Source organism: Acinetobacter sp. NIPH 284, assembly GCF_000369425.1.
In the GTDB taxonomy this organism is placed as follows: Bacteria; Pseudomonadota; Gammaproteobacteria; order Pseudomonadales; family Moraxellaceae; genus Acinetobacter.
Genome location: NZ_KB850011.1, coordinates 1203690 through 1228970 on the forward strand (window position 1 = coordinate 1203690; position 25281 = coordinate 1228970).

Annotated in this window: 23 protein-coding genes and 2 pseudogenes; 14 read left to right on the forward strand and 11 right to left on the reverse strand. The window is 39.9% G+C overall.

The window, feature by feature from the left end; genetic code table 11:
• Nucleotides 1-198: 198 nt before the first annotated feature.
• On the reverse strand, nt 199-2034 hold the full coding sequence (typA, locus tag F908_RS11680; RefSeq protein WP_004664688.1) for a translational GTPase TypA: 1836 nt from the start codon (nt 2032-2034) through the stop codon (nt 199-201).
• Nucleotides 2035-2210: 176 nt separating this feature from the next.
• Between typA and F908_RS11685 the strand changes: the two genes are divergently transcribed.
• The 5 genes from F908_RS11685 (at nt 2211) to F908_RS16135 (ending at nt 7760) form a co-directional block, all read left to right on the forward strand.
• On the forward strand, nt 2211-3569 hold the full coding sequence (locus F908_RS11685; protein ID WP_005162043.1) for a uracil-xanthine permease family protein: 1359 nt from the start codon (nt 2211-2213) through the stop codon (nt 3567-3569).
• A 62-nt stretch (nt 3570-3631) separates the two neighbouring features.
• Nucleotides 3632-4648, forward strand: coding sequence for a class I SAM-dependent methyltransferase (locus F908_RS11690; protein ID WP_005162059.1), 1017 nt, complete (start codon nt 3632-3634; stop codon nt 4646-4648).
• 18 nt (nt 4649-4666) lie between these two features.
• Nucleotides 4667-6124: an amino acid permease gene (locus tag F908_RS11695; protein WP_005162062.1), complete on the forward strand. Its 1458-nt coding sequence runs from the start codon at nt 4667-4669 to the stop codon at nt 6122-6124.
• 255 nt (nt 6125-6379) lie between these two features.
• Nucleotides 6380-7597 carry an RtcB family protein gene (locus tag F908_RS11700; RefSeq protein WP_005162064.1) on the forward strand — a complete coding sequence of 406 codons (1218 nt, stop codon included), beginning with the start codon at nt 6380-6382 and terminating at the stop codon, nt 7595-7597.
• Nucleotides 7598-7601: 4 nt separating this feature from the next.
• The gene (locus F908_RS16135) at nt 7602-7760 is read left to right on the forward strand and encodes a hypothetical protein (protein WP_005162067.1); all 159 of its coding nucleotides are present in this window, start codon (nt 7602-7604) and stop codon (nt 7758-7760) included.
• Nucleotides 7761-7906: 146 nt separating this feature from the next.
• Here F908_RS16135 and omp38 read toward each other — a convergent pair whose 3' ends face one another.
• Nucleotides 7907-8977: an outer membrane protein Omp38 gene (gene omp38 / locus F908_RS11705; RefSeq protein ID WP_005162068.1), complete on the reverse strand. Its 1071-nt coding sequence runs from the start codon at nt 8975-8977 to the stop codon at nt 7907-7909.
• Between the two features lie 387 nt (nt 8978-9364).
• On the opposite strand from omp38, the gene F908_RS11710 reads away from it, so the two are divergent.
• The 3 genes from F908_RS11710 (at nt 9365) to F908_RS11720 (ending at nt 11741) form a co-directional block, all read left to right on the forward strand.
• The gene (locus tag F908_RS11710; RefSeq protein ID WP_005162070.1) at nt 9365-9877 is read left to right on the forward strand and encodes a GspH/FimT family pseudopilin; all 513 of its coding nucleotides are present in this window, start codon (nt 9365-9367) and stop codon (nt 9875-9877) included.
• A gap of 111 nt (nt 9878-9988) precedes the next feature.
• Entirely contained in the window at nt 9989-11164 is a 1176-nt protein-coding gene (locus F908_RS11715; RefSeq protein WP_005162073.1) for a thiolase family protein, read from the forward strand.
• 133 nt (nt 11165-11297) lie between these two features.
• Nucleotides 11298-11741 (forward strand): VOC family protein, encoded by a 444-nt coding sequence (locus F908_RS11720; RefSeq protein WP_005162075.1) that lies wholly within the window; start codon nt 11298-11300, stop codon nt 11739-11741.
• 45 nt (nt 11742-11786) lie between these two features.
• Here the strand turns inward: F908_RS11720 and F908_RS11725 are convergent, their stop codons facing one another.
• The 5 genes and pseudogenes from F908_RS11725 to F908_RS11745 all read right to left on the reverse strand — a co-directional run bounded on the left by F908_RS11725 (nt 11787) and on the right by F908_RS11745 (nt 15953).
• Nucleotides 11787-12140 (reverse strand): DMT family transporter, encoded by a 354-nt coding sequence (locus F908_RS11725; protein ID WP_005162078.1) that lies wholly within the window; start codon nt 12138-12140, stop codon nt 11787-11789.
• Nucleotides 12141-12220: 80 nt separating this feature from the next.
• Nucleotides 12221-12706 (reverse strand): DUF934 domain-containing protein, encoded by a 486-nt coding sequence (locus F908_RS11730; RefSeq protein ID WP_005162082.1) that lies wholly within the window; start codon nt 12704-12706, stop codon nt 12221-12223.
• Nucleotides 12699-14342 carry a nitrite/sulfite reductase gene (locus tag F908_RS11735; RefSeq protein ID WP_005162090.1) on the reverse strand — a complete coding sequence of 548 codons (1644 nt, stop codon included), beginning with the start codon at nt 14340-14342 and terminating at the stop codon, nt 12699-12701. Before F908_RS11735 ends, F908_RS11730 begins: the two co-directional genes overlap by 8 nt.
• A gap of 173 nt (nt 14343-14515) precedes the next feature.
• Nucleotides 14516-14746: pseudogene (locus tag F908_RS11740) on the reverse strand (hypothetical protein); the annotation flags it as partial.
• An 88-nt stretch (nt 14747-14834) separates the two neighbouring features.
• Nucleotides 14835-15953 (reverse strand): CaiB/BaiF CoA transferase family protein, encoded by a 1119-nt coding sequence (locus F908_RS11745; protein ID WP_005162095.1) that lies wholly within the window; start codon nt 15951-15953, stop codon nt 14835-14837.
• Between the two features lie 214 nt (nt 15954-16167).
• Between F908_RS11745 and F908_RS11750 the strand changes: the two genes are divergently transcribed.
• Nucleotides 16168-17181 (forward strand): AraC family transcriptional regulator, encoded by a 1014-nt coding sequence (locus tag F908_RS11750; RefSeq protein WP_005162097.1) that lies wholly within the window; start codon nt 16168-16170, stop codon nt 17179-17181.
• 79 nt (nt 17182-17260) lie between these two features.
• Here the strand turns inward: F908_RS11750 and F908_RS15995 are convergent, their stop codons facing one another.
• A complete protein-coding gene (locus tag F908_RS15995; protein ID WP_005162100.1) occupies nt 17261-17428 on the reverse strand; it encodes a virulence RhuM family protein in 168 nt (55 codons plus the stop codon).
• A 248-nt stretch (nt 17429-17676) separates the two neighbouring features.
• Here F908_RS15995 and F908_RS11755 point away from each other — a divergent pair, with 248 nt between their 5' ends.
• Both F908_RS11755 and F908_RS11760 read left to right on the forward strand, forming a co-directional pair.
• The gene (locus F908_RS11755; RefSeq protein ID WP_005162104.1) at nt 17677-18882 is read left to right on the forward strand and encodes an acetyl-CoA C-acetyltransferase; all 1206 of its coding nucleotides are present in this window, start codon (nt 17677-17679) and stop codon (nt 18880-18882) included.
• A 146-nt stretch (nt 18883-19028) separates the two neighbouring features.
• Nucleotides 19029-21164 carry a 3-hydroxyacyl-CoA dehydrogenase NAD-binding domain-containing protein gene (locus F908_RS11760; RefSeq protein ID WP_005162106.1) on the forward strand — a complete coding sequence of 712 codons (2136 nt, stop codon included), beginning with the start codon at nt 19029-19031 and terminating at the stop codon, nt 21162-21164.
• A gap of 90 nt (nt 21165-21254) precedes the next feature.
• Here F908_RS11760 and F908_RS11765 read toward each other — a convergent pair whose 3' ends face one another.
• On the reverse strand, nt 21255-21542 hold the full coding sequence (locus tag F908_RS11765; RefSeq protein WP_005162108.1) for a hypothetical protein: 288 nt from the start codon (nt 21540-21542) through the stop codon (nt 21255-21257).
• A 266-nt stretch (nt 21543-21808) separates the two neighbouring features.
• Here F908_RS11765 and F908_RS11770 point away from each other — a divergent pair, with 266 nt between their 5' ends.
• From F908_RS11770 to F908_RS11780, 3 genes are all read left to right on the forward strand, one after another.
• The gene (locus F908_RS11770; protein WP_004664735.1) at nt 21809-22030 is read left to right on the forward strand and encodes a hypothetical protein; all 222 of its coding nucleotides are present in this window, start codon (nt 21809-21811) and stop codon (nt 22028-22030) included.
• A gap of 66 nt (nt 22031-22096) precedes the next feature.
• Nucleotides 22097-22951 carry a patatin-like phospholipase family protein gene (locus F908_RS11775; RefSeq protein ID WP_005162111.1) on the forward strand — a complete coding sequence of 285 codons (855 nt, stop codon included), beginning with the start codon at nt 22097-22099 and terminating at the stop codon, nt 22949-22951.
• A 267-nt stretch (nt 22952-23218) separates the two neighbouring features.
• Entirely contained in the window at nt 23219-23458 is a 240-nt protein-coding gene (locus F908_RS11780) for a hypothetical protein (RefSeq protein ID WP_005162113.1), read from the forward strand.
• A 69-nt stretch (nt 23459-23527) separates the two neighbouring features.
• On the opposite strand, the pseudogene F908_RS11785 reads toward F908_RS11780, so the two are convergent.
• Both F908_RS11785 and F908_RS11790 read right to left on the reverse strand, forming a co-directional pair.
• Nucleotides 23528-23953 (reverse strand): annotated as a pseudogene (locus F908_RS11785) (GNAT family N-acetyltransferase).
• 17 nt (nt 23954-23970) lie between these two features.
• A complete protein-coding gene (locus tag F908_RS11790; protein ID WP_005162120.1) occupies nt 23971-25182 on the reverse strand; it encodes a class I SAM-dependent methyltransferase in 1212 nt (403 codons plus the stop codon).
• Between the last annotated feature and the right edge of the window lie 99 nt (nt 25183-25281).

The window sequence follows — 25281 nt, forward strand, 5'->3', positions numbered from 1 at the left end:
TTATTACACAGTTGCGGCTATCCACATAATGCTCATAATTTAATATTTTCATCAAAAAAAGAAAGCTATTTCACACTTTAACAACACTTTTTTATTTTAATAAAAATATATGTTTAAGGATGTCCCTACCCTGAAATTTATGCAATAAAAAACCGCTAAATAAATTTAGCGGTTTTGTCATTTTTCAGTGAAGAAAAATTATTTATCACGGTTACGCTTACGTTCGTTTTCAGTTAAGTAACGTTTACGAATACGGATCGATTTTGGTGTTACTTCAACTAACTCATCATCTTCAATGAATTCAAGTGCTTGTTCAAGCGTATATTCAATTGCAGGCGTTAAAGTTAAAGCATCATCCGTACCAGACGCACGAACGTTGGTTAATTGTTTTGCTTTAGTTGGGTTAACAACCATATCGTCCGAACGTGAGTTAATACCCACGATCATTCCTTCATAAACTTCTAACTGAGGTTTAGCGAATAAACGACCACGGTCTTGTAAGCTGAATAATGCATAGCCCAAGCAAGTACCTTGAACCATAGAAATCAATACACCGTTTTGACGCTTCGCAACAGTACCTTGCTTAACAGGACCGTAGTGCGAGAAGCTTGATGTCATAATCCCTGTACCAGAAGTCATGGTTAAGAACTCAGAACGGAAACCGATTAAACCACGTGAAGGTACAGTTGCTTCAATACGGATACGACCTTTTCCGTCAACTTCCATATTGGTCATTTCGCCTTTACGGTGACCCATTTGTTCCATTACTGAACCTTGATGTTGTTCTTCAACATCAAACGTTACGTTTTCGTATGGCTCTTGTCTTTCGCCATCGACTTCTTTCATGATCACTTGTGGACGTGATACGCCCATTTCAAAGCCTTCACGACGCATATTTTCAATCAATACTGAAAGGTGAAGTTCACCACGACCAGAAACTTTAAAACGGTCTGGACTATCAGTATCTTCAACGCGTAATGCCACGTTGTGAATCAATTCACGATCAAGACGTTCACGAATATTACGTGATGTTACAAATTTACCTTCTTTACCAGCAAACGGTGAGTTGTTTACTTGGAATGTCATCGAAACCGTAGGTTCATCTACAGACAATGGTGGCAAAGCTTCTACATTTTTTTGATCACAAATTGTGTCAGAAATATTGAGTGCATCAATACCAGTGATACAAACGATATCACCTGCTGATGCTTCTTCAACATCAATACGCTCTAAACCGTGGTAACCCATGATTTTTAAGATACGACCGTTACGTGTATTGCCTTCTTTATCAATCACAGTAACAGGAGTATTCGTTTTTACACCACCACGCTGAATACGACCAACACCGATAACACCAACGAAGCTGTTATAGTCAAGTGAAGAAATCTGCATTTGGAATGGACCATCAACATCAACTGCTGGTGGTTCAACGATATCAACGATAGTTTGGAACAATGGTGTCATATCTTCCGCTAATTCTTCAGGAGAAGGACCAGCTACACCACGTAAACCAGAAGCATAAACGATTGGGAAATCTAACTGTTCATCAGTTGCACCCAAGTTATCAAACAAGTCAAATACTTGATCGATTACCCAGTCGCAACGTGCACTTGGCTTATCAACTTTGTTGATAATTACGATTGGCTTCAAACCACGCGCGAACGCTTTTTGCGTTACAAAGCGAGTTTGTGGCATTGGACCTTCTTGAGAGTCAACAAGAAGCAATACACAGTCAACCATCGACATTACACGTTCAACTTCACCGCCGAAGTCCGCATGTCCTGGGGTGTCTACGATATTGATACGGTAAGTTGTGTCAGTACGTTGATCTAACCACGTAATTGACGTATTTTTTGCAAGAATAGTAATACCACGTTCACTTTCAAGCGCATTCGAGTCCATGACACGCTCAATCTCGCCTGCACGGTCACCTAAAGCACCAGATTGTTGAAGTAATTTATCGACAAGCGTGGTTTTACCGTGGTCGACGTGCGCAATAATTGCGATATTGCGGAGATTCTTAATATCAGACATAGAATTCGATACGCTTAAAATTTGAGGGCAGATTATATAGAAAAATCCTAAACTTTAGTAGTGACAGTTTGTTGACATGAAACTTTTTTTCGGACGAACTGTTTCAGAATCGTTGGTAAAGTAGCCTAACTCTATTAGAATATTCCACTATTGCTTATCGCTTTTCTTATACTCCCATGTCAAATTCTCAACCCGAACAGCCACTTGATCTCGTCTACGGACTCAATGATCGTCCAAAACCGTTCATCGCATTTTTAGCGGCTTTACAACATCTTTTAGCAATTTTAGTCCCGATTGTCACTCCAGGATTATTAATTTGCTTAGCACTTGGTGTATCTCGTGAAGACACCAATATGATCCTTTCGATGTCTCTGATCATCTCAGGAATTGCAACCTTTTTACAGTGTAAAAAGGTCGGTCCTTTCGGTGCAGGACTATTGATTGTTCAAGGGACAAGTTTTAACTTTATTGGCCCAATTATTGGTATTGGTAGCGCCATGGTTGCTGCAGGTACGCCTGTTGAGCAAGTGATGGCTGCTATTTTCGGTGTGGTAATTGCAGGTTCATTTATTGAAATGGGCGTGTCTCGGATTCTACCTTGGGTAAAACAATTAATTACCCCTTTAGTTACAGGTATCGTTGTTTTCTTAATTGGTTTGACACTGATTAAAGAAGGTCTGATTAGCATGGGAGGTGGTTATATGGCCATGCAAGATCATACTTTTGCCAATACAGACAATCTGATCATGTCCTGTACAGTACTGGCGGTCATTATTTTATTGAATCGTGTTCAAATTATTTGGGTAAAAAGTTCAGCAATTTTAATCGCATTGGTGATTGGTTACATTCTTGCAGGCTTTATGGGTCATTTAAACTTTTCCGTATTGCAAGATGCACCATTAATTCAGATTCCTACCCCTATGCATTTTGGTCTAAGCTTCTCTTGGAGCTTGTTCATTCCAATGGCATTCATCTATCTCGTTACTTCACTTGAAGCCATTGGCGATGTGACAGCGACAAGCAAAATCTCCAACCAACCTGTAGACGGCCCCATTTGGATGCAACGCATTAAAGGTGGTGTACTTGTGAATGGTGCCAACTCATTTTTAGCAGGTATTTTCAATACCTTCCCAAGTTCAGTGTTTGCACAAAACAATGGCGTGATTCAACTCACTGGTGTGGCAAGTCGCTATGTCGGGATCTGGATTGCGATCTTATTGATCATTTTAGGTCTCTTCCCTGCTGTAGCTGCAGTCATTCAAGCTGTTCCCCAAGCAGTGCTAGGTGGTGCGGTAATGGTAATGTTCGGTGCGGTGGCTGCATCTGGAATTAACATTCTTTCAAGTATTCATCTTGACCGCCGCGCTTTACTGATTATTGCGATTTCTCTTGCATTAGGTTTAGGTGTAGCACAAGTTCCACAAATCCTTGAACATCTTCCTGAATTATTCAAAAATATTTTCAGCTCAGGTGTTGCAACGGGTGGTATTGCAGCGTTGATTTTAAATATTGTTTTACCTGAAACTCAAAAATAGTCTTTTAACCATCGTAATTGTCCAGTTTCACCACTGGGCTTTGTTTTTGATGAGAGATCAAAATGGATCCACGTAGTGAAGTCGTTATACGACAACAAGATTATTTAAATGGGCAAATCTTACTGATTAATGCGCCCAATGATCAACTCGCCAAAAATTTACCTCACCAAGTACAAGCGTCTGTCTGGACTTGGAATTATGCTGATCATCAAGGTTTTCAAAGCACTGGTATAAATTCATATTTCTCAGTTGAGTTTCCACAAGCAAGTTTTGATCAGGTTGTTATTTTCGTTCCAAAATCTAAAGAGTTATTGAATTATATTCTTCATGTCGTGGTGAGCCAGTTAACACTCGGTCAAAGCGTATTTCTAGTGGGTGAAAAAAAAGGCGGTGTTGAACGTGCTGCAAAACAACTCCTGCAATATGGTAAAGCCTTTAAAATTGATAGTGCACGCCACTGTCAATTTTGGCACATGAAAATTGAAAAGAGAGAAATACACAAACCACTTGACCATTGGTTAAAAAACTATATTGTGCAAGTCAATCAAGAACAGCTCGAAATCTGTGCTTTACCGGGTGTATTTAGTCAAGACCATTTAGATATTGGAACAGCCGTATTACTCCCTTACCTGAGCCAAGTAAAATCAGGTAAGATTGCCGACTTTGGTTGCGGTGCTGGAATTATTAGTGCTTATTTAGCCAAAATAAATCCAAACCAGCACATTTTTGCACTTGATGTTGATGCATTTGCATTACGGTCTACTGAGTTCACTTTTCAAAAAAATCATCTGAACTTAGCACAGCTACATCTACAGCCTGTCACAAGTTTTGTTGATGCGCCTAAAGATCTAGATGCCATCGTAAGTAATCCACCTTTTCATCAAGGCATTCATACCAATTACGATGCAAGTGAAGAGCTCTGCCAATTGGCGAAAAAGCATCTGAAAAATTCAGGTGAACTATGGATCGTGGCGAATCGTTTTCTAAACTATCCACCTCTGATAGAGCAGAGCTTTGGTCAATGTCTTGTGAAGGCAGATCAACAGGGATTCAAAGTGTTATATGCCTGTGCGAAATAAACAGTTTAAGGAATTTTTATGAGCGATACATCTGCTCCTCAACACCTTCAGCGTCAGCTCGGAGCACGCCACCTGAATATGATTGCCATTGGCGGATCAATTGGTACAGGCTTATTCCTTGCTTCAGGTTCAACAATCGCAACAGCCGGTCCCGGTGGTGCGTTATTGGCCTATGCTCTCATCGGGATCATGATTTATTTCTTGATGACGAGTCTCGGTGAATTAGCCACGCACAATCCAACTTCAGGTGCATTCTTCACCTATGGCAGTCGTTATGTCGAAGATGGTTTTGGTTTCGCCTTAGGCTGGAACTATTGGTATAACTGGGCAATTACCGTTGCTTTTGAATTGGTCGCAGTTCAGTTCATCATGAAATTCTGGTTCCCAGATATTCCTGGGTTTTATTGGAGTGCAATCTTCCTTACCATTATTTTTGCGATTAATGCATTGACGGTAAAAGGCTTTGGTGAAAGTGAATTCTTATTTTCTTTGATTAAAGTGCTTGCAATCATTGTGTTTATTGTCATCGGTATCTGGATGATTGTTAAAATTATGATGACACCGAATGTATCAACCTTTCAACACTGGCATTATAAAGATGCACCGTTTGTTGGTGGCTTACAAGCCCTGATTGGTGTTGCCATGATCGCTGGATTCTCCTTCCAAGGAACTGAAATGGTTGGTGTTGCCGCAGGTGAATCGAAAGATCCAAAGAAAACGATTCCTTTGGCGATTAAACAAATCTTCTGGCGTATTTTACTGTTTTATATCTTATGTATTTTTATCATTGGTACATTGGTAAGCTATGATGATCCGCTTCTATTAAAAGCTGCACAAAGTGAAGATATTGCACTCTCACCATTTACCTTATTGTATGAAAAAGCAGGCTTTGCCTTTGCTGCAAGTTTGATGAATGCCGTTATTCTCAGCGCGATTTTATCTGCAGGTAACTCTGGGATGTACTCATCTACGCGTATGCTGTTCGATATGGCAAAAGAAGGTCGAGCGCCAAAATGGTTCTCAAAACTTGATGGTCGTGGCGTACCCATGAATGCACTTTATGCAACAACAGCAGTTGCTGCATTATGTTTCTTGACCACCTTTATCGGGGAAAAACAAGTATTTAACTGGTTGTTAAATATGTCTGGGATGTGTGGTTTTATCGTTTGGTTAGGAATTGCAATTTCACATTATCGTTTCCGTAAAGGTTATATTGCTCAAGGTTATAAATTAGAAGATTTGGCTTACCGTGCCAAGTTTTTCCCATTTGCACCATGGTTTGCCTTTATTCTGTGTTCAATCATTATTTTAGGACAAAACTATCAAGCTGTGCTAGGTGGCAAAATTGATTGGTTAGGCTTAGTTTCAACCTATATCAGTATCCCATTATTTTTGGCGATCTGGTTGGGCTATAAATGGAAGCACAAAACTAAGTTGATTGCATATAAAGACATGAACGTGAAAGAAGGCGAATAAAAAGCCAAAAATTCACTTGACCCTTAACTAAATATCAGTAAAATTATTTGCTCATATTTTCAGCTACACTATTATATAGGAGTACGACATCATGCCAGCACTACAAGGAACAACACGCTAAGATTTGGCACTGTCGACTCACGGACAAGTGTACAAATCCAATCATCACTTGTCCGAATGCTCTACTTAACCTAGCATTCGCTAGGTTTTTTTATGTCTATTCGGACACAATATTAAAATAACCGAGCAAACAAAATGGGCATACAAAAAATACTTAATGCTGATGCTGATGCTGATGCTGAATATGGTGTTCCAGTAAAAATATTCACTAATGATATTGATAGCGAAAGCATTGAACAACTAAAGAAAATGGCACAACTGCAATTTGTGTATTCACATATTGCCGTGATGCCTGATGTGCATGTCGGTAAAGGCGCAACTGTTGGCAGCGTCATTCCAACCAAACATGCAATTATTCCTGCTGCTGTCGGTGTCGACATCGGTTGTGGCATGAATGCTATCCGACTCAATCTCAAAGCATCACAGTTGCCAGATAATCTCGCACCTTTACGCCATGCAATTGAACGTAAAGTCCCTGTAGGCTTTGAATTACACAAACAAATTAAGGCGAAAGCCTCAAGTATTATTCCACTGGAAAAACGCTTGCAGCCGATCATTAAAAAGCACCCTGGCTTAGTTCGGATGCTCAGAAAGTTTGATGCGACATGGAAAAAACAACTCGGTACCTTAGGCGGTGGCAATCACTTTATCGAACTCTGTTTAGATGAAAATCAGGACGTTTGGGTCATGCTCCATTCGGGTAGCCGTGGTTTAGGTAATGTGATTGGAACTTATTTTATCGAGCTAGCAAAGAAAGAAGCTCAACATCGATTTGGGCATGTCCCAGATCAGGACTTGAGTTATTTTGCAGAAGGCTCAAATAGTTTTAATGACTATGTTGAAGCCGTGCAATGGGCACAAGAATATGCATTTGAAAACCGACGTGAAATGATGCGTCTGATTTTAGAGGCAATCCGCCCACTGCTACCACCTTTTCAAATGACCAAAGAAGCGATTAATTGCCACCATAATTACGTCAGTCAAGAAACTCATTTTGGTGAGCATCTCTTAATCACACGTAAGGGGGCAATTCGAGCGGGCCAAGATGAATTAGGCATCATTCCTGGTTCTATGGGGGCTCGCTCTTATATTGTGAAAGGCAAAGCGAATCCTGATTCATTCTGCTCATGTTCACATGGCGCAGGACGAAAAATGAGCCGTAGTAAAGCCAAATTACTTTTTGGTCAAGAGGATTTAATTCAACAGACCCAAGGTATTGAATGTCGTAAAGACGGTGGTGTAATTGACGAAATACCAAGTGCATATAAAGATATCGATCAAGTCATGGCAAACCAATCAGATTTAATCGAAATCGTGCACACCCTTAAACAAGTTCTATGTATAAAAGGTTAAATAGATGAAACTTAAAGCAATGCCTAAAATCAAAGTTCGTAATCCTGTTGCGCTCTCCCCTTTACTACAAAAAGGAGGGATCCATGAAACAGAAAAACCTAGAGCTCAGCACCGTCGAGAAAGACAAAACACCAAACAACAGCTTAGAAAAGAAGTTTGGTAAATTCTAGAAAATATTAATCAAACACATCAGTCAAATTATTTTGTAGGAGTAATTAAAATGTTTATATATTCAAATCACTTGTATGCAAACCCATATAAAAAAGCGACTCATCAGAGTCGCTTTTTTATTCAGTTCAAAAACTCAAATTATTGAGCTTGTTGACCTGGCTGTGCAAGAACAGTACGGCTACCAGTGATCGCAGCGAATACGCGACGGTTCATGGCACGACCTTCTTTAGTCTTGTTGTCAGCAATCGGTTGATCCCAAGCAAAGCCTTGAGTCGTCAAGCGAGATTCGTTAACGTTATATTCGTTAACAAGCGCTGATTTAACAGAGTTAGCACGAGCTAAAGATAAACGTTCGTTTAACTTACGTGGACCAGTGTTATCAGTGTGACCTTCAATACGTGCAGTCGCATTCGGGTATTCAGCTAATTTCTCAGCTACTTTCGCGATTTCAGACTTGTATTGTGGCTTGATGTCAGACTTGTTCGTATCAAAGAATACACGAAGTTCCATGTTAAGGTCTTCAGTCAATTCTTGTGGCTGTGGCTGTGGCTGTGGTTGAACTGGTACTGGTTCAACTGGAGCAACTTCTACTACTGGAGCAGCTGGCTTCAAGTGACCGCCAAGAACTACGTTTAAACCAGCAAGAGCTGTGTAGTTCCAGAAGTCTTCATCGATGTTATAAGTACCACGAGCTTCTGTACGAAGAGATAAAGCATCATTTAAGCGCCAGAAAGCACCAAAACCAGCATTACCTAAAGTACCTTCTTCTTTCAAACCACGACCAACACGACCCAATTGAGCTTCGTTAGCATCAGTGAAAGAATATTTATAATGACCAGCACCTAATAATACGTATGGCTTGATTTTGCTATCGTAGTTTTTAGTGATTAGATCAGAAGTAACATAGAAGTTACCGTTGATTTGTTGTTGCTTGTATTCACCATTCGGTGCTGCACTAGTAACGTCACCTTTAACTTGGTTGTATTCAGTTTCAAAACCCAACCAAGGTGTTAATTCAACACCAAGAGCTGCACCAACGAATAAATCGTCCTGTAACTCACCAGCATTTGTTAAGTTTTCAGTGCTGTTGTTGTGCTTAGAATCTTGGAATGTGTAACCAAGCATTAATGGAGTTACTGTTACACCCGCATTAGCAGCAGCTAAAGGAGCAGCAACAAGCATAGCAAGTGCGATACGACTCAATTTCATGGATATCCTCCAGAGATAACAATTGTTTGTTGTTCAAGCTTAGCCTATGATTTTTGGCCCCATAAACACGGAAGTGTTCACAGTATTATTTTTAAGCTATTCACTTCACTTTGAATCATACAAACACTTGATGAATTTTCCAAGTGCTTGATAACTTTAACCTCGTAAATTATTGACAAAATTTCTTACAATTTCCGTTGTAGTTCAGTAAATTTTCAATTCAACTTTAAAGCTCGAATAGCTTATTGTTCGCTTTCTTCAATTTTAGCAGTATTTGCTTGATTAAGTAATGGTTAGTTTTCTAATACTAAACTTAATTTAATAAATACAGTAATTACTTAACACTTTGTTAATAAAAAAATTACAAAATTATCAAAAGGTAAAAAAATGTTAAAAGTTAGAGGATTCACTCTGAGTGAATTAATGGTCACACTTGCTATTTGTGCGATTCTAGCATGCCTCAGTTTACCTTATTTGAATCAATTATTGATTTCAAATGAAGTAAATCATATGAAAAGAACACTCACAATTTACATACAAAAATCCAAATCTGACGCACAGATTCATCATAAAAATGTGACTTTATGCGCAAGTAAAGACTTAACTAGCTGCGATTCAGATTGGAACAGTGGACTAATCGGATTCCTTGATTTAAATGCTAACCGGCAACGTGATTCAAATGATCCTTTATTGTATTCCACAGCATTTCATTATAAGTATGGGAAATTAGATTGGAGGGGTACATTAAGAATAAATTCACTTACTTTCCAAGGTGATACAGGGCTACCAAGAGGCTCAAATGGAAGTTTCTTTTATTGTATGAATGATTCTAATCATCATACTCAATTAATTCTCAGCAATATGGGGCACATACGTAGTAAAGAAATTACCACGTGTTAAAAACTCTTCAGTCTAGCCTAAACGACGTAAAATACTTTATTCGCATGCTTTTTTTAATATACTGCATAGGTTTTGAACATTCTCTGCAAATTATAAGTCTGGAGACACACAATGACTGACATCGTAATTGTCAATGGCGCTCGTACAGCAATGGGCGGCTTCCAAGGCGCATTATCAAGCGCAACTGCACCCGAATTAGGTGCAATCACCATTAAAGAAGCAATTGCTCGTTCGGGATTACAGCCTACTGATGTAGAAGAAGTAATCATGGGCTGTGTGTTACCAGCAGGTTTAAAACAAGGTCCAGCTCGTCAAGCTATGCGTAAAGCAGGTTTGCCTGATTCTACTGGTGCAGTAACCATTAACAAACTTTGTGGTTCTGGCATGAAAGCTGTGATGCAAGCTGCAGATATGATCAAAGCTGGTAGTGCTGAAATCGTGGTTGCGGGTGGTATGGAGTCAATGACCAATGCTCCTTATGTTTTACCTAAGGCACGCGCAGGTTATCGCATGGGTCATGGTGAAATTAAGGATCATATGTTCCTTGATGGTTTAGAAGATGCAGAAACTGGCCGCTTAATGGGATCATTTGCACAAGATATGGCAAATAAACGTAGCTATACACGTGAACAAATGGATGATTTCGCTATACGTTCTCTACAACGTGCACAGAAAGCAATTACTGAAGGTTATTTCAAAGATGAAATCGTTCCAGTAACAGTGTCTAGCCGTAAAGGTGATGTTGTTGTTGATCAAGATGAACAACCATTAAATGCAAAAATTGACAAAATTCCAAGTTTGAAACCTGCTTTTGCAAAAGACGGTACGATTACTGCGGCAAATGCGAGTTCAATTTCTGATGGCGCTTCTGCTTTAGTGTTAACCTCTAGTGAAGTCGCTACTCAACGTGGTTTACAACCTTTAGCAAAAATTATTGCAACCGCATCAAACTCTCAACATCCTTCTGAATTTACGATTGCTCCTGTAGGGGCGATTGAAAAAGTTTTGAAAAAAGCTGGTTGGGATGCACAAGATGTTGATCTTTGGGAAATCAATGAAGCTTTTGCAATGGTTACAATGTGCCCAATTGATGACTTCAAATTAGATACAGAAAAAGTCAATATTAATGGCGGTGCTTGTGCACTTGGTCATCCAGTTGGTTCTACGGGTTCACGTATCATTTTGACGTTGATTCATGCACTTAAACGCACTGGTGGTAAAAAAGGTGTTGCGGCGCTTTGTATTGGTGGTGGTGAAGCAACAGCAGTTGCAATTGAATTGATCTAATCATTAATTCGATTAACTAAAAATCCTGCCAAGTGCAGGATTTTTTATTTTCATAATTACAAAAAATAATGCACCAATTATCAAAATCCCGATAAGTTATGGGCTGTATAAAAAAACAACAAGGAGTTTCCTCATGCAGCTCAACCATTACCTCAATTTCAAAGGACAAGCTGAACAAGCATTTATTTTTTACCAATCTGTTTTTGGCGGTGAGTTCGCAATGATCAGTCGCTATGGTGATATGCCACCTACAGAAGGGGTTATGTTATCAGAAGCAGATAAATGCTTAATTCTGCATGTTTCCTTACCTATTAATGAATATACCGTACTCATGGGTTCAGACGTTAATGATCAGTTCTGCTCTCCGAATAGTATTTTCACTCAAGGCAACAATCATTATATTTCAATCAATATTGAACACGATGAAATGGAGGCACGACGTTTATTCAACCAGCTTTCTGTACGTGGCCATATTGAAATGCAATTAGAAAAAACCTTTTGGGGCGCACTGTATGGTGCTTTCACTGATCAGTTCGGAATCAAGTGGATGGTCAATTGTCAGCTTGAAGATATATAAGCAGCATATCAGGTACTATCAAAATAATCTTTTCTGATAGTACCCTTAAACATCAATATTAGAATACTGAGCAATAATCATTAATCCGATAGTGATAAATCCAATCCCAACCCACCCTGCTAAATCAATATGCTGCCCCAGAAATACCTTTGCCAACGCGGCTGTCGCGATCACGCCAATTCCTGACCAGAGCACATAGAGAATGCCTGCCTGCATATATTTCAAGGCGATGGCCGCACAAGTAAAAGAAACAATATAGAGAACCAAAGCGATACCCTGATCAAGCTTATTGACCAATCCATTGCCTTTGGCAGAATAAAAAGTGGAAAGCACATCAGTTGCGATGGCGAAAAGCAGCCATATCACGCCAGGATTTATTTTTGCAATAAAGGTCAGCATTGTTTTTCTTCAATTTATTGGATTCAATCATCATCAATAAAAAAGCTGAACCGTAGTTCAGCTTTTTCACTTAAATGAGCTTAAGCACCTGTTTGGTAACTGGCTTGTGGCACTGCGGTTGAAGCCTGATAAGGATGGGTAAAATCCTGAAGTCCAGCAGCCGCTTCGTGAATATCCTTGCCCTCTTTGATAACAAAGCTATCAAAGCCAGAACGTTTTAAATAGTTTAAAACATCTTTAAAGATATCACCGACAGCACGTAACTCGCCTTGATAACCTTGACGGCGTAATAATGCTGCAAATGAATAACCACGTCCATCATTGAAACCTGCGAACTCAATGAAGATCGCATCTAATTCATTTAATGGAAATTGATGAGTTTCAGGTGAATCATTAAAAGTAATGTATAACGCTTTTTTGCCCTGTACATTTGGCAATTGATCAAGTTGTGCTGTTGTTAAAACAACATCACCTGCTGGAACACCACCCTCTTCAGCAATCACTTGATAGCTGTTGTCTGTAATTGTGCCATCTTTAAAAAGCACTTGTAGCGATGTATTAAGCATAAGCACGCTCCTTAAATGGCTGGATACCAACACGGCGATACGTGTCGATGAAACGCTCACCCTCAGTACGTAAGTCAAGGTAGGTATTGAGGATTTCCTCAATCACATCAGGAACGGCATCAGCAGCAAACGATGGTCCTAAGATATCACCGATAGATGCATCATGATTCGCGTTACCGCCTAGCGTGATTTGATAAAATTCTGCACCTTTTTTATCTACACCAAGGATACCAATGTTACCCACATGGTGATGACCACAAGCATTCATACAGCCTGAGATATTCAGATCAAGTTCACCAAGATTATAGATCGTATCTAAATCATCAAAACGACGGCTAATCGCTTCTGAAATTGGAATTGATTTCGCATTTGCCAATGAACAGAAATCACCGCCAGGACAGCAAATAATATCGGTAATAAAACCAATATGTGCACGTGCCATATTGTTCTGTTCTAAGGTTTGCCATAATTCAAATAAATCTTTTTGTGGTACATCCACAAGTGAAATATTTTGTTCATGTGTTGTACGGAACTCACCAAAAGTGTACTTATCTGCTAAATCTGCAATTAAGTTCATTTCTTCACTGGTGACATCACCAGGGGCAACGCCTGCTCGTTTTAGGGAAATCGTCACAATACGATAGCCTTTGACTTTATGCGCATTGGTGTTGACGTTAAACCATTGTTTAAATTTAGGATATTCAGCAAACAATGCTGTGAAATCTTGATCTTCTAACTCTTGATAATCAAACGGAGTGAATTCTTCATCTAATTTTTTCAAGATCTCAGGCTGAATCTTCAATGCTTCACGTGTGTGTTCAAATTCGGCTTCAACTTTTTCGGCAAATACCTGTGGTGTTAATGCTTTCACCAAAATCTTAATACGTGCTTTGTATTTGTTATCACGACGACCATGCAAGTTATAGACACGTAAAGTCGCTTCTAAATAAGCAATCAAATCTTCACGTGGCAAGAACTCACGGATTACGCTACCAATGATTGGGGTACGGCCCAAGCCACCACCAACCATGATTTTATAGCCCATTTCGCCCGCTTCATTGCGAACGATATAAACACCAATATCATGGAAAGCTGTTGCAGCACGATCTGTTTCTTCTAAAGCAGAAACTGCAATCTTGAACTTACGTGGCAAGAACGCAAATTCAGGATGGAAAGTACTCCACTGACGAATCAATTCACACGTCGGACGTGGGTCTGCAATCTCACCTGCAACCACACCTGCAAACTGATCAGTCGTGGTATTACGAATACAGTTACCTGAGGTTTGTACTGCATGCATTTGTACTGTTGCTAGCTCAGCAAGAATATCAGGTACATTTTCTAAAGCAGGCCAGTTCAACTGAATATTTTGACGAGTTGAAACGTGGGCATAACCACGATCATATTCAGTCGCAATTTCAGCAATTTTTCTGAGTTGTTTAGTATTCATCAAGCCATACGGCACAGCGATACGGAGCATAGGTGCATAACGTTGCACGTACAGACCATTTTGCAAACGTAATGGACGATATTCGTCTTCTGTTAATTTTCCTGCTAAATAGCGTTCTGTTTGATCGCGAAACTGAGCAACACGTTGGTTAATCAGTTGTTGATCGAAATCCGTATATAAATACATGGCGTATGGCTAGTCATTCATTATAAAGGTGACTAGCATAGCGAGCTTTTATTCATCAACAAAATGCTTTTTTTGCATATTTAATAACGATTTTATTGATAAGCCTATCTAATTGCCGCAAATAGAAAAAGCTCAGACAAATCTGAGCTTTTACAATCATTTTCTAAATGAAATTAGTTCTTATCTGGCAATGTGTAAGCGACTAAATAATCACCTTTTTTCGTCCCAAATGAACCATGCCCACCCGCTATAATCACCACATATTGCTTGCCATTGATTTCATAGGTTATTCGAGTCACCTGTCTACCCGCAGGTAAACGTGCTTCCGATAACTTATCGCCATTTGAAACATTGAATGCACGAAGATAATTATCTTGGCTTACTGCAACGAACATCACTGCGCCTCAGTATCTTGTCAACCTAGAATTTTATTGAGATCGAAGTAGATCTATACAACATCTTAACAATCCAGTGATAAATATCACATATTACCTACCACTTACCCTCACCTAGACCCTGACCAATAAAGGCATATTTAATTTGTGAACGTGAGAACTTAATTGGACATGCCAATTGCGCTTCGGTTTGTTCACTATTTTCAGATAATGGTACATCCACGACCCAACCACGTTGTTCAGCAATTGGAGAAACCAATGCTTCGTCAAGGCTCAAGACAGGTTCCACACAAATATCTAAGGTTTTAAAAAGTTGCTGCCATACTACAAAATCTTGGCTCTTAAACTTTTCCTGCAATGCTTGTTTCACCGCTTGGCGGTCTTGAGGATCAAATGATGTGCCTTTGGCAAGAAGTAATGGCAATTCTAAAGCAGCTGCCAAACCTGCCATAAATTGTGGTTCTAAACTTCCGACAGAGAAATAACGTCCATCTTTGGTTTCATAATAATCATAAAAACTCGCACCATTTAACATCCCTTGTTCTGGTGCTTGTGGCGTCTGACCTGCCAAACTTGCAGAAGCAGCCATGCTATTTAAACTTGCCACACAATCTGTCATGGAAATATCAATATATTGTCCAAGACCACTACGTTGACGCTCAACAACCGCAGCTAAGATACCAATCACCGCATGCAAAGAACCACCTGCCACATCCGCAATTTGAATTCCAAGTGGTGGTGGGCCACTATCTTGACGGCCACTATGCCCAGAAATCCCTGCAAGGGCCAGATAGTTAATATCATGCCCTGCCCGATCTTTATAACTTCCCGTTTGGCCATATCCCGTAATCGAGCAATAGATTAAACGTGGATTAATCTCTGCCAAAGTCTCATAGTCCAAACCTAAACGGCGCATGACATCAGGACGGAACTGTTCCAAGACAATATCAAACTCAGAAATTTTATTTTTGATCAGTTCAATATTGTTTGGCTCTTTTAGATCAAGCGCAATCGACTGTTTATTTCGATTCAGATAACTGTGTGCTGTGGCTTGCCCATTGGCATAGGGTGGCATAATTCTCACGAGATCTGGACGCGTTGGAGATTCCACATGGATCACTTCTGCACCCATATCCGCAAGATACATACTTGCAAATGGACCAGGCAATAAAGTAGAAAAATCGAGGACTTTCAATCCTTTTAAAGCAGATGGCATAATAATTTTTACTCGATTTGTTCAAATTTTCTTTTATACTAGGTTCGGATAAACACAAAAACAATGTCATGTTCAGCCATTTACCTTGATCGTTTCGGCAATTTAACATGTACTTAGTGAGCAATATTTTTTTCTTGTCAATTGCTCAATTAGATATTTTAGACGGTTATTTAGGTCAATTATCGTGAATAGTAAAGAAACTGAAGGATTCAATATGAGCCGTGATACGATCAGCATCCACTTCGTGAATGCGGCTTTAACAGGTGTTAAACGCCTTGGCATGGACGTTGAAACATTACTTTCACATGTTGGAATTGAGGCAGAACTGCTGCGTCAACCCAAAGCGCGAATCTCCCCTGAGCAATATACTCGTTTTGTCAAAATGTTATGGATGGTCACTCAAGATGAACACGTAGGTTTTGATGTACAGCCTCGTCGTTTAGGTACATTTGCCATTATGTGCCAATTAATCATACATTCGAAAACACTTGGACAGGCACTGGAACTCTCCTCCCAGTTCTATAAATTGTTTGGAGATGAATGGTCGGTAAGCTTGGAACGTGACAAGCATGAAGCACGTTTAGTGCCTCACATTCCTAAAGCGCTTGACCCTGATCATTTTATTACTGAAAGCATGCTGATGATTTGGCATGGACTTGCATCATGGTTAATCGAACGCCGCCTGCCACTGGAACGTGTTCATTTTGGCTATGAACGCCCTAACCACGCCGATGAATATGATGCGCTGTTCTTTGCGCCTGTGATGCAATTCGATGCACAACGTACGGAAATCACATTTGCTGCTGATTATCTAGATTTACCAATACGCCAAGATGACAAAACCTTGGAAGAGTTTTTGAAAGCGGCACCTGCACAATTACTGGTAAAATTCAAGAATACCAACTCACTCACTTCACGTATCCGAGATGTATTGAAGAGCCAAATTGGTGAAGAAATGCCAACCCTCAATGATGTTGCATCAATGTTGTATTTATCACCTCAAACATTGCGTCGTCGTTTGGCTGCGGAAGGTAAAAGCTATCAAGGGGTCAAAGATGCCTTACGTCGTGATGCTGCAATTCATTTATTATTAACACCAAACCTTACCCTTGAAGATGTTGCTCAACAAGTTGGCTTTAGCGAAACCAGTACCTTCCACCGTGCCTTCAAGAAATGGACAGGTGTTACGCCTGGTTTATATCGCCAACTACACGGACAGCATTTATAAATCACTGCATATAGATAGTCTGAAAGCTCAGGCTATCTATTCCGCTGACTTTGAGAATACGGACCGATCTCTTTATTATTCAACAATCTCTTTCAATAAAATAAAACTGAGAGTGATAAATTTTGCCATCACTCGCAGTATGTTCCAAAATGGAACATACTGAACTTTGTTCAAGTTCACCAACTTTAAAGATGTTTCCCAAATGTTTGGTAATTGCAGGGCGTTTTGTGCCAAACAACTCTGCCATCTATGCCTGACTTAACCAAACAGTTTCCTGTCCTAGATTAACCTCTAACTGTATTTCCCGATCCTGACTGCTAAAAAACTGGATTTGACTCATGGTGTTTTCCTTATTTTATTTATGCATGCCATTTTAACGATTAAAATTGGCGAAAAACATCAAGCTTGCCAATGTTTATCATCATTGCACTGCCACTTAAATTGAGTACACTCGAAGCACAATGATTTTAATTTAAGGCAATACAAGGAACAGCTATGAGCGAGGCCTATATTATTGATGCCATTCGCACACCACGCGGAAAAGGAAAAAAAGACGGCTCATTACATGAAGTAAAACCAATTACTTTACTCACAACATTATTGAATGAATTACAACAACGCCATCAACTCGACACATCTAAAGTCGATGATATCGTTCTCGGTTGTGTGACACCGATTGGTGATCAAGGTGGGGATATTGCCAAAACTGCTGCGATTGCTGCAGGTTGGAATGATGATGTCGCAGGCGTACAAATCAACCGTTTCTGTGCTTCTGGTTTAGAAGCGGTGAACTTGGCAGCACAAAAAGTTCGTTCAGGTTGGGAAGATGTTGTGGTTGCTGGCGGTGTGGAGTCAATGTCACGCATTCCAATGGGTTCTGATGGTGGTCCATGGGCGCTTGATCCAGAAACCAATTTGAAATCGTCTTTTGTTCCACAAGGTGTAGGTGCAGACTTAATCGCAACTTTAGATGGTTATAGCCGCGCAGATGTAGATGCATTTGCGGTCGGTTCGCAACAAAAGGCTGCTGCCGCTCAGGCAAATGGTTATTTCGATAAATCAGTTGTACCTGTGAAAGATCATGCAGGTGTAACAATCTTAGAAAAAGATGAATTTATCAAAGGAAATACCACAGTTGAAGGTTTAGCAAAACTGAATGCTAGCTTTGAAATGATGGGTCAAATGGGCTTCGATGCTGTTGCTTTACAGAAGTACCCTGAAGCGCAAAAAATTAATCACGTTCATCATGCAGGTAACTCCTCAGGGATCGTTGATGGTGCTGCGGTGGTGTTATTGGCTTCTGAGAAAGCAGTTAAAGAGCAAGGCTTAAAACCTCGTGCCAAAGTACTTGCAACCGCATTGGTCGGCACAGACCCAACTATTATGCTGACAGGTCCTGCCCCTGCGGCACGTAAGGCATTGCAAAAGGCTGGCTTGAGTATCGACGATATTGATTTATTTGAAGTGAATGAAGCTTTTGCAGCTGTGGTGATGCGTTTTATTACAGAACTGAAAGTTCCTGCTGAGAAAGTCAACGTCAATGGTGGTGCGATTGCGATGGGACATCCATTAGGGGCAACTGGTGCCATGATTCTAGGAACTTTGTTAGATGAATTAGAGCGTCAAGGTAAAAAACGTGGTCTAGCAACATTATGTGTCGGTGGTGGAATGGGGATTGCCACCATCATTGAGTTGGTATAAAAACTGGCTGCATTGATCTTGCCACGTTGGAAACACTTTCAAAAATGCTCATTTACACCTCGTAAACTGCGTTTTTTTCAAATATTTCCGCCTCGCAAGCGCTGCTTCGCCAGCGTTTTTAAGAAATAAATTTAGGACGATGATGTATGAGCGCTATTAAATACGAAAAAAACGCTGACAATATTGTAATTCTTACCCTTGATTCATCGGGTCAATCTGCAAATACCATGAATGCAGAGTTCCGTGATGCTTTAGATGAAGTCAGTCAAAAACTGAAAGCTGAAACTGATCTGAAAGGTATTATTTTCCGTTCAGCTAAGAAAACCTTCTTTGCTGGTGGTGACTTAGATGAGCTGATTCAGGTACAACCTGAACATGCCACTGAATTTTTCAAGATGATTGAAAAACTCAAAGGTGACTTACGTACAATCGAAACTTTAGGTGTGCCTGTTGTTGCCGCATTAAATGGTACGGCGCTTGGCGGTGGCTGGGAAATCGCTTTAGGTTGTCATTATCGTATTGCGATCAATGATCCAAAAACTAAATTTGGTTTACCTGAAGTGACTTTAGGTCTACTTCCTGGTGGCGGTGGTATCGTGCGTATGGTGCGTCTGCTCGGCTTACAAAATGCATTTCCTTTTCTTATGGAAGGTAAGCAATTTGGTGTCGATAAAGCAAAATCTCTCGGCTTGGTACATGACACCGCCGAGAATGAACAAGAGCTGTTGGAAAAAGCGATTGCTTGGGTGAAAGCTAATCCAAAATCACAGCAACCATTTGATGTGAAAGGCTACAAAATCCCTGGTGGTGATCCTAAAACGCCTGCGGTTGCACAAGTGCTTGCAATTGCCCCTGCCATGCTACGTGACAAAACCAAAGGTTGCTACCCTGCACCTGAAGCAATCATGGCTGCCGCAGTTGAAGGTGCGCAAGTCGATGTAGATACCGCGCTTCGTATTGAATCACGTTACTTTACACAACTGACAGTAGGTCAGATTTCCAAGAACATGATCGGTACATTCTGGCATGGTCTAAATGCAATTAAATCAGGTGCGAGTCGTCCTGCTGAAATTGCTAAATGGCAAGCGAAGAAAGTCGGTGTTTTAGGTGCAGGTATGATGGGTGCAGGGATTGCCTACTCAACCGCAATCAAAGGCATTCCTGTCGTACTCAAAGACGTATCTGTAGAAAATGCTGAGAAAGGCAAAGCTTACTCGCAAAAGCTACTTGATAAACGTGTTTCACAGGGTCGTATGTCAGCGGAAAAACGCGATCAAGTGTTAGCACTGATTACAGCAACAGCCGATGCGGCAGACTTGCAGGGCTGTGATTTAATCATCGAAGCTGTGTTTGAAAATCAGGAACTCAAAGCTAAGGTGACTCAAGAAGCTGAACAGTATTTAGCTGAAGGTGGAATCTTTGCATCGAATACGTCTACCTTACCAATCACAGGTCTAGCAACAGCAAGTAAAGATGCCAAAAACTTTATTGGCTTACATTTCTTTAGCCCTGTCGACAAAATGCAATTGGTCGAAATCATCAAAGGCAAAGAAACTTCTGCTGAAACATTGGCGAAGGCTTATGACTTTGTACAACAAATTGCTAAAACGCCAATTGTGGTGAATGATAGCCGTGGTTTCTTTACCAGTCGTGTCTTTGGTACATTCATTCAGGAAGGTATGCGCCTACTTGCTGAGGGCGTGCATCCAGCGAAAATCGAAATGGCAGCGCTCAAAGCAGGTATGCCTGTGGGGCCTCTTGCGATTCAGGATGAGGTTTCTTTGACTCTGACTGAACATGTTGCGAGTGAAACCCGTAAAGCCTTACAGGCTGAGGGTAAGGAATTACCAAAAACTCCTGTAGATGAAGTGGTTCACACCATGATTCACGAGCTGAATCGTAAAGGTAAGGCAGCGGGTGCAGGCTTCTATGAATATCCCGAAAATGGCAAAAAACATTTGTGGGATGGACTCAGCCGCTGGACGAAAGCCAATGATATTTCCGAACAAGATATGATTGATCGTTTCTTGTTTGTTCAGGCACTCGATACTTTACGCTGCTATGAGGAAGGCGTTCTAGAATCAGTCATTGATGCCAATGTCGGCTCGATTTTTGGAATCGGTTTCGCACCGTGGACAGGAGGAGCGATTCAATTCCTCAATCAAAACGGCGTTAAGCAATCTCTACAGCGCTCAGAAAAATTAGCTTCTAAATATGGCGAACGCTTTATAGCACCTGCATTACTTAGAAAACATGCTGAATCAGGTGAAGTATTTAAATAGTATGACGCTTCTAAACTAAGCTGTTTGTATGTCCTCCCTCTTTGATCAAAGGGGGAGGAATATTTATTTTAGATCTTTAAAAAGTAAGGTTTAACCTAAGAACCAAACTCTTTGAGGCACAGGTCGTTCCACAACTTGCTCAGGTTGTTCTACCACAACTGGCACTTTCACGAGATTAAAAGATCGTGTGAGATGATTCACATGGCTTTGCAACTCAGTATCATCTATTGTTTTAGCATAATCAATGAGATGCTGTGCATATTCTTGATTTTCCACCATATAAAGCACATCAACCACACGCCCCGTTACCCGTCTTAAACGTACATAAAACTGCGTAACAGCTGCAAAAATATCCGTATCCGTTGAATCCAAAATCATTCTTTTCTCCATCACATTTTGTTTTTCATCAATATTATTATGATCTTCAAAATAGATAATTAGCCTTTAAAAAGGCTCAATTTCTTATCTACCTTGAAAGAATCTGTGTTCATTGTATTGAATACTATGACTATTTTAACAATCCGATCCTGTAATCCATATTGGACAAAAGTCGATTTTTGATTTGCTTATTAACATCTGCACACGGAGTGAATTATACTTTTATGCTATAAGGCTATTTATTTTCTCTCTTTAGGAAAAATCCTATGTCTGAAAAACTCTGTCCAGAAACCTCACCTTGGGGTTGGAAAGCACTCATTATCACCTGTATTTTAAGTTTTCTTTTTATGGTGATTTTTTACTTGGCGATGAACAACGAACCAGACTATATGCCAATGAATCAGAAGAAAGCAGCAGCTCAATCTGAAATGTCAGAGTCATCGATGACAACAGAAACAATGCATGCGGAGCATGAACATCATCACTAAAATATTATTGTCGATCATGATGAATCCGTGTTAAACAGGGATTTATCATGTTATTCGAGATTTTCAATGCTTCACCAAAATCGTCAGGCACTGGTTGTTGAAGGTGGTGGAATGCGTGGTGCATTTACCAGCGGTGTCTTAGATGCATTTTTACAGCAACAATTTAATCCTTTTGACCTATGTGTTGGTGTTTCTTCTGGTTCAACCAATGTCGCAAATTACTTGGCTGCTCAGCAAGGCCGTACTCTACAAATCTATTTAGATCATTCCCTTCGCTCTGAATTTATCCATTACGGTCGCTTCTTTAAAGGCGGTGATTTATTGGATTTAAAATGGATGTGGGATGTAGTTGAAAAAGAATATCCTTTAAATCAGACACATCTATTTGAAAATCACCCTGAATTTTATATGGTGCTCACCCATGCGATTTCAGGTGAAGCCACTTATATCAGAGCATCTAAAGACAATATTTTAGATGGATTAAGAGCATCTAGTTCTATCCCTGTCCTCACACGTCAAGCCGTTGACGTATTTGGTGAGCCATACTTTGATGGCGGCGTTGCGGATGCCCTCCCAATACATTGGGCTGCTCAGCAACATGATGTTTCGAAACTTATGGTATTGCGAACACGACCAAAGAATTATTATAAAGCTAGCAGCAAAGGTGATCAGTTGCTTGCTAAATATGTGTTTAAACAAAAACGTGGTTTTGCACAAAGCTTGCTCAACAGAACTCAACGTTACAATGATTCGGTGCAATTTGTTCGCTCAGCGTCAAAACAACAAATTCTTGAAGTTTGCCCCCCTGATCTAAAAAACATGGCAGGTCGACTTTCTAAAAATAAAGCAAAAATCCGCTATAGCTACGATGTCGGGATCGAAACAGGCTTAAAAGCGATTGAGGATTGGAAGCGCCTCTGAGGCTGCACGGTCAAATCTTGAATGAATCATGATTGAATAATTTGGTTATTTCTATCCCCAATTATTCAATCATTTATGCTTTTTTCTATTTTTAATATCTACAATGCGATTTTTTTAACTGACTTTTGCAGACCTCTTACGCATTGAATCCAATACAAAATATAAATAAATTCCCCAAAGTAATTTTAAAACCATATAATATTTAAGGCTTTATTAGTTTTATTGATTAATGCTGCAACCTTAAAATTTTAATTTTTGGAATTTATTATGAGCAATCAACCATCACCACAAAAAAACTCAAATGAAGAAACGGTATTAGGATGGAAGTTTGTCATTATTGTGGGCGTATTAAGTACCATATTTCTCAGCTTTTTTTATTTAGCAATGTCTCAAGAACCTGATTACATGCCTAGTGCACAACGTAAAGCCCAACAAGAGAAAGAGCTTGCTCAACATGAACATGCTTCTGCTGCATCAGAAGTTATTGAGCATAACCAACAAAAGTAGCATCAAAATATGAGCTTATATCATCTTGATCACGATCCGTTGAGTAAGGCCTCTCAACACGATTTTCATTTATAAAGTATTTAGATTCATCGTCATTTCAATGTGCGAAATTCCGCACTCATCATATGGATTACCTTGTACAGTAAAACCTAGCTTTTCATAGAATGAGATCGCATGGACTTGAGAGGATAATGTCAATACTGATAGACCTTGCTTTTGAGCATAACTAATAATTTCTAGCATAATCATTTGTCCAAGACCTTACCCCCGATAGACTTTAACAACAGCCACTCGCCCTACACTGTGGTTCTGCAACAAACGCGCTGTGGCAATCGGCTGATCTTGATCATAGATTACAAAATGCTGAGAAATCACATCTTGATCATCCCACTCATCTGCTTCGGTGATGCCTTGTTCACAAATAAAAACCTGCGTTCGGATCAATTTAGCATCTTGCTGTAATTGATCCCAACATCCGTGTTTGACCTGATACATACAATCCCCAGACTCGATTAACATTTGCAGCCAATATTTTCGACTGGCATCTGATCCTGCAATAATAATTCTAGGCTTTGTTTTTCAATGCCATACATGGCTTTTAAGGCTTGGATTTGTTGCATAATTTTTGGATCAGGCTGTTGAAGTGCTTTACGTTTCGTCGCCAAAATCATTTTATTTTTACTGGTATGTTCTAAGGCAACAAACTCGAATACTTTGGTTTCATAACCATATGCTTTCAGTAATAAGGCACGTAGGGTATCCGTCAACATTTCAGCCTGTTGCCCCGCATGAATACCAAATTGCAGCATCGGCTGTAATACTTCTGGGCTATGTAATTGTGGGCGAAGTTCTTTATGACAACATGGCGCACACATAATCATTGAAGCATTCAGACGAATACCCGTATGAATCGCAAAATCGGTGGCAATATCACAGGCATGTAAAGCAATCATCACGTCCAATTTCTCAGGTTGATAACTACGTACATCACCTTCAAAGAAATCAAGATGATTGAAACCTACCTGATCAGCTACATTCTGACAAAACTCGACTAAGTTGGAACGCAATTCCACTCCTGTGATCAATGGTGTTTTTTGTTGCGACTGTAAATAATCATACAATGCAAAAGTTAAATAACCTTTACCTGAACCAAAATCAACGATATTTAATTGCTGTTGCGAAGCGTCAATCTGTTCATAGGCATTTGAAAAGATTTCAATAAATTTATTAATCTGCTTCCACTTACGTGCCATGCTTGGAATGATCTGTCCTTTTTCATCGGTAATACCGAGATGCTTTAAAAACGTGCTTTGCTGTTGTACATAACGTTGTTTTTCACGGTTATGCTGTTCCACCTTCACTGCTGAAGCCTGTTTTTTCTGGATATTCAGCATGGCTTTCTTTTTATTTTTTTTCAGTTGCATATCCTGATCCAGCGTAAAAAGATTTGCCTGTTTAGACTGCGCCAATAAGTCTGCTATTTTCTCCAGCCCCTCAGCAATTGCATAGTTTTTGGTGATGTCCTGAGTGGTGTGGTGATACAGGCAAGACAAGGTTGCCTGCCCCTGCAACTCAATCATGCGAAAAGTCATTTTTTCCAGATCTGCCAGATCACCCTTGTACTGACTGAGAATCAGCCGTTCAAAGTTTTTATTTTCAATAGATTGCTGGATATCCAAGAAAAACTGCTGTTCCTGTTCAAAAGAAAATTTCGGCGCAAACATAGTGAAAACCTGACAAATAGAAACTAAATTCTAAAGCGTCTTACTTTAAAAGGGAAATTGCATTACGATACAGTTGTATTTTTATTCAGATGAGCTATA

Excerpts from the sequence above, each read along its gene's own strand:
- F908_RS11750 (WP_005162097.1), top strand. The coding sequence starts at position 16,168 with ATGAGCCGTGATACGATCAGCATCCACTTCGTGAATGCGGCTTTAACA.
- F908_RS11715 (WP_005162073.1), top strand. The coding sequence starts at position 9,989 with ATGACTGACATCGTAATTGTCAATGGCGCTCGTACAGCAATGGGCGGC.
- omp38 (WP_005162068.1), bottom strand. The coding sequence starts at position 8,977 with ATGAAATTGAGTCGTATCGCACTTGCTATGCTTGTTGCTGCTCCTTTA.
- F908_RS11775 (WP_005162111.1), top strand. The coding sequence starts at position 22,097 with ATGCTTCACCAAAATCGTCAGGCACTGGTTGTTGAAGGTGGTGGAATG.
- F908_RS11695 (WP_005162062.1), top strand. The coding sequence starts at position 4,667 with ATGAGCGATACATCTGCTCCTCAACACCTTCAGCGTCAGCTCGGAGCA.
- F908_RS11720 (WP_005162075.1), top strand. The coding sequence starts at position 11,298 with ATGCAGCTCAACCATTACCTCAATTTCAAAGGACAAGCTGAACAAGCA.
- F908_RS11755 (WP_005162104.1), top strand. The coding sequence starts at position 17,677 with ATGAGCGAGGCCTATATTATTGATGCCATTCGCACACCACGCGGAAAA.
- F908_RS11760 (WP_005162106.1), top strand. The coding sequence starts at position 19,029 with ATGAGCGCTATTAAATACGAAAAAAACGCTGACAATATTGTAATTCTT.
- F908_RS11790 (WP_005162120.1), bottom strand. The coding sequence starts at position 25,182 with ATGTTTGCGCCGAAATTTTCTTTTGAACAGGAACAGCAGTTTTTCTTG.
- F908_RS11685 (WP_005162043.1), top strand. The coding sequence starts at position 2,211 with ATGTCAAATTCTCAACCCGAACAGCCACTTGATCTCGTCTACGGACTC.
- F908_RS11700 (WP_005162064.1), top strand. The coding sequence starts at position 6,380 with ATGGGCATACAAAAAATACTTAATGCTGATGCTGATGCTGATGCTGAA.
- F908_RS11710 (WP_005162070.1), top strand. The coding sequence starts at position 9,365 with ATGTTAAAAGTTAGAGGATTCACTCTGAGTGAATTAATGGTCACACTT.
- F908_RS15995 (WP_005162100.1), bottom strand. The coding sequence starts at position 17,428 with ATGGCAGAGTTGTTTGGCACAAAACGCCCTGCAATTACCAAACATTTG.
- F908_RS11725 (WP_005162078.1), bottom strand. The coding sequence starts at position 12,140 with ATGCTGACCTTTATTGCAAAAATAAATCCTGGCGTGATATGGCTGCTT.
- F908_RS11770 (WP_004664735.1), top strand. The coding sequence starts at position 21,809 with ATGTCTGAAAAACTCTGTCCAGAAACCTCACCTTGGGGTTGGAAAGCA.
- F908_RS11780 (WP_005162113.1), top strand. The coding sequence starts at position 23,219 with ATGAGCAATCAACCATCACCACAAAAAAACTCAAATGAAGAAACGGTA.
- F908_RS11730 (WP_005162082.1), bottom strand. The coding sequence starts at position 12,706 with ATGCTTAATACATCGCTACAAGTGCTTTTTAAAGATGGCACAATTACA.
- F908_RS11690 (WP_005162059.1), top strand. The coding sequence starts at position 3,632 with ATGGATCCACGTAGTGAAGTCGTTATACGACAACAAGATTATTTAAAT.
- F908_RS11745 (WP_005162095.1), bottom strand. The coding sequence starts at position 15,953 with ATGCCATCTGCTTTAAAAGGATTGAAAGTCCTCGATTTTTCTACTTTA.
- F908_RS11765 (WP_005162108.1), bottom strand. The coding sequence starts at position 21,542 with ATGATTTTGGATTCAACGGATACGGATATTTTTGCAGCTGTTACGCAG.
- F908_RS16135 (WP_005162067.1), top strand. The coding sequence starts at position 7,602 with ATGAAACTTAAAGCAATGCCTAAAATCAAAGTTCGTAATCCTGTTGCG.
- typA (WP_004664688.1), bottom strand. The coding sequence starts at position 2,034 with ATGTCTGATATTAAGAATCTCCGCAATATCGCAATTATTGCGCACGTC.
- F908_RS11735 (WP_005162090.1), bottom strand. The coding sequence starts at position 14,342 with ATGTATTTATATACGGATTTCGATCAACAACTGATTAACCAACGTGTT.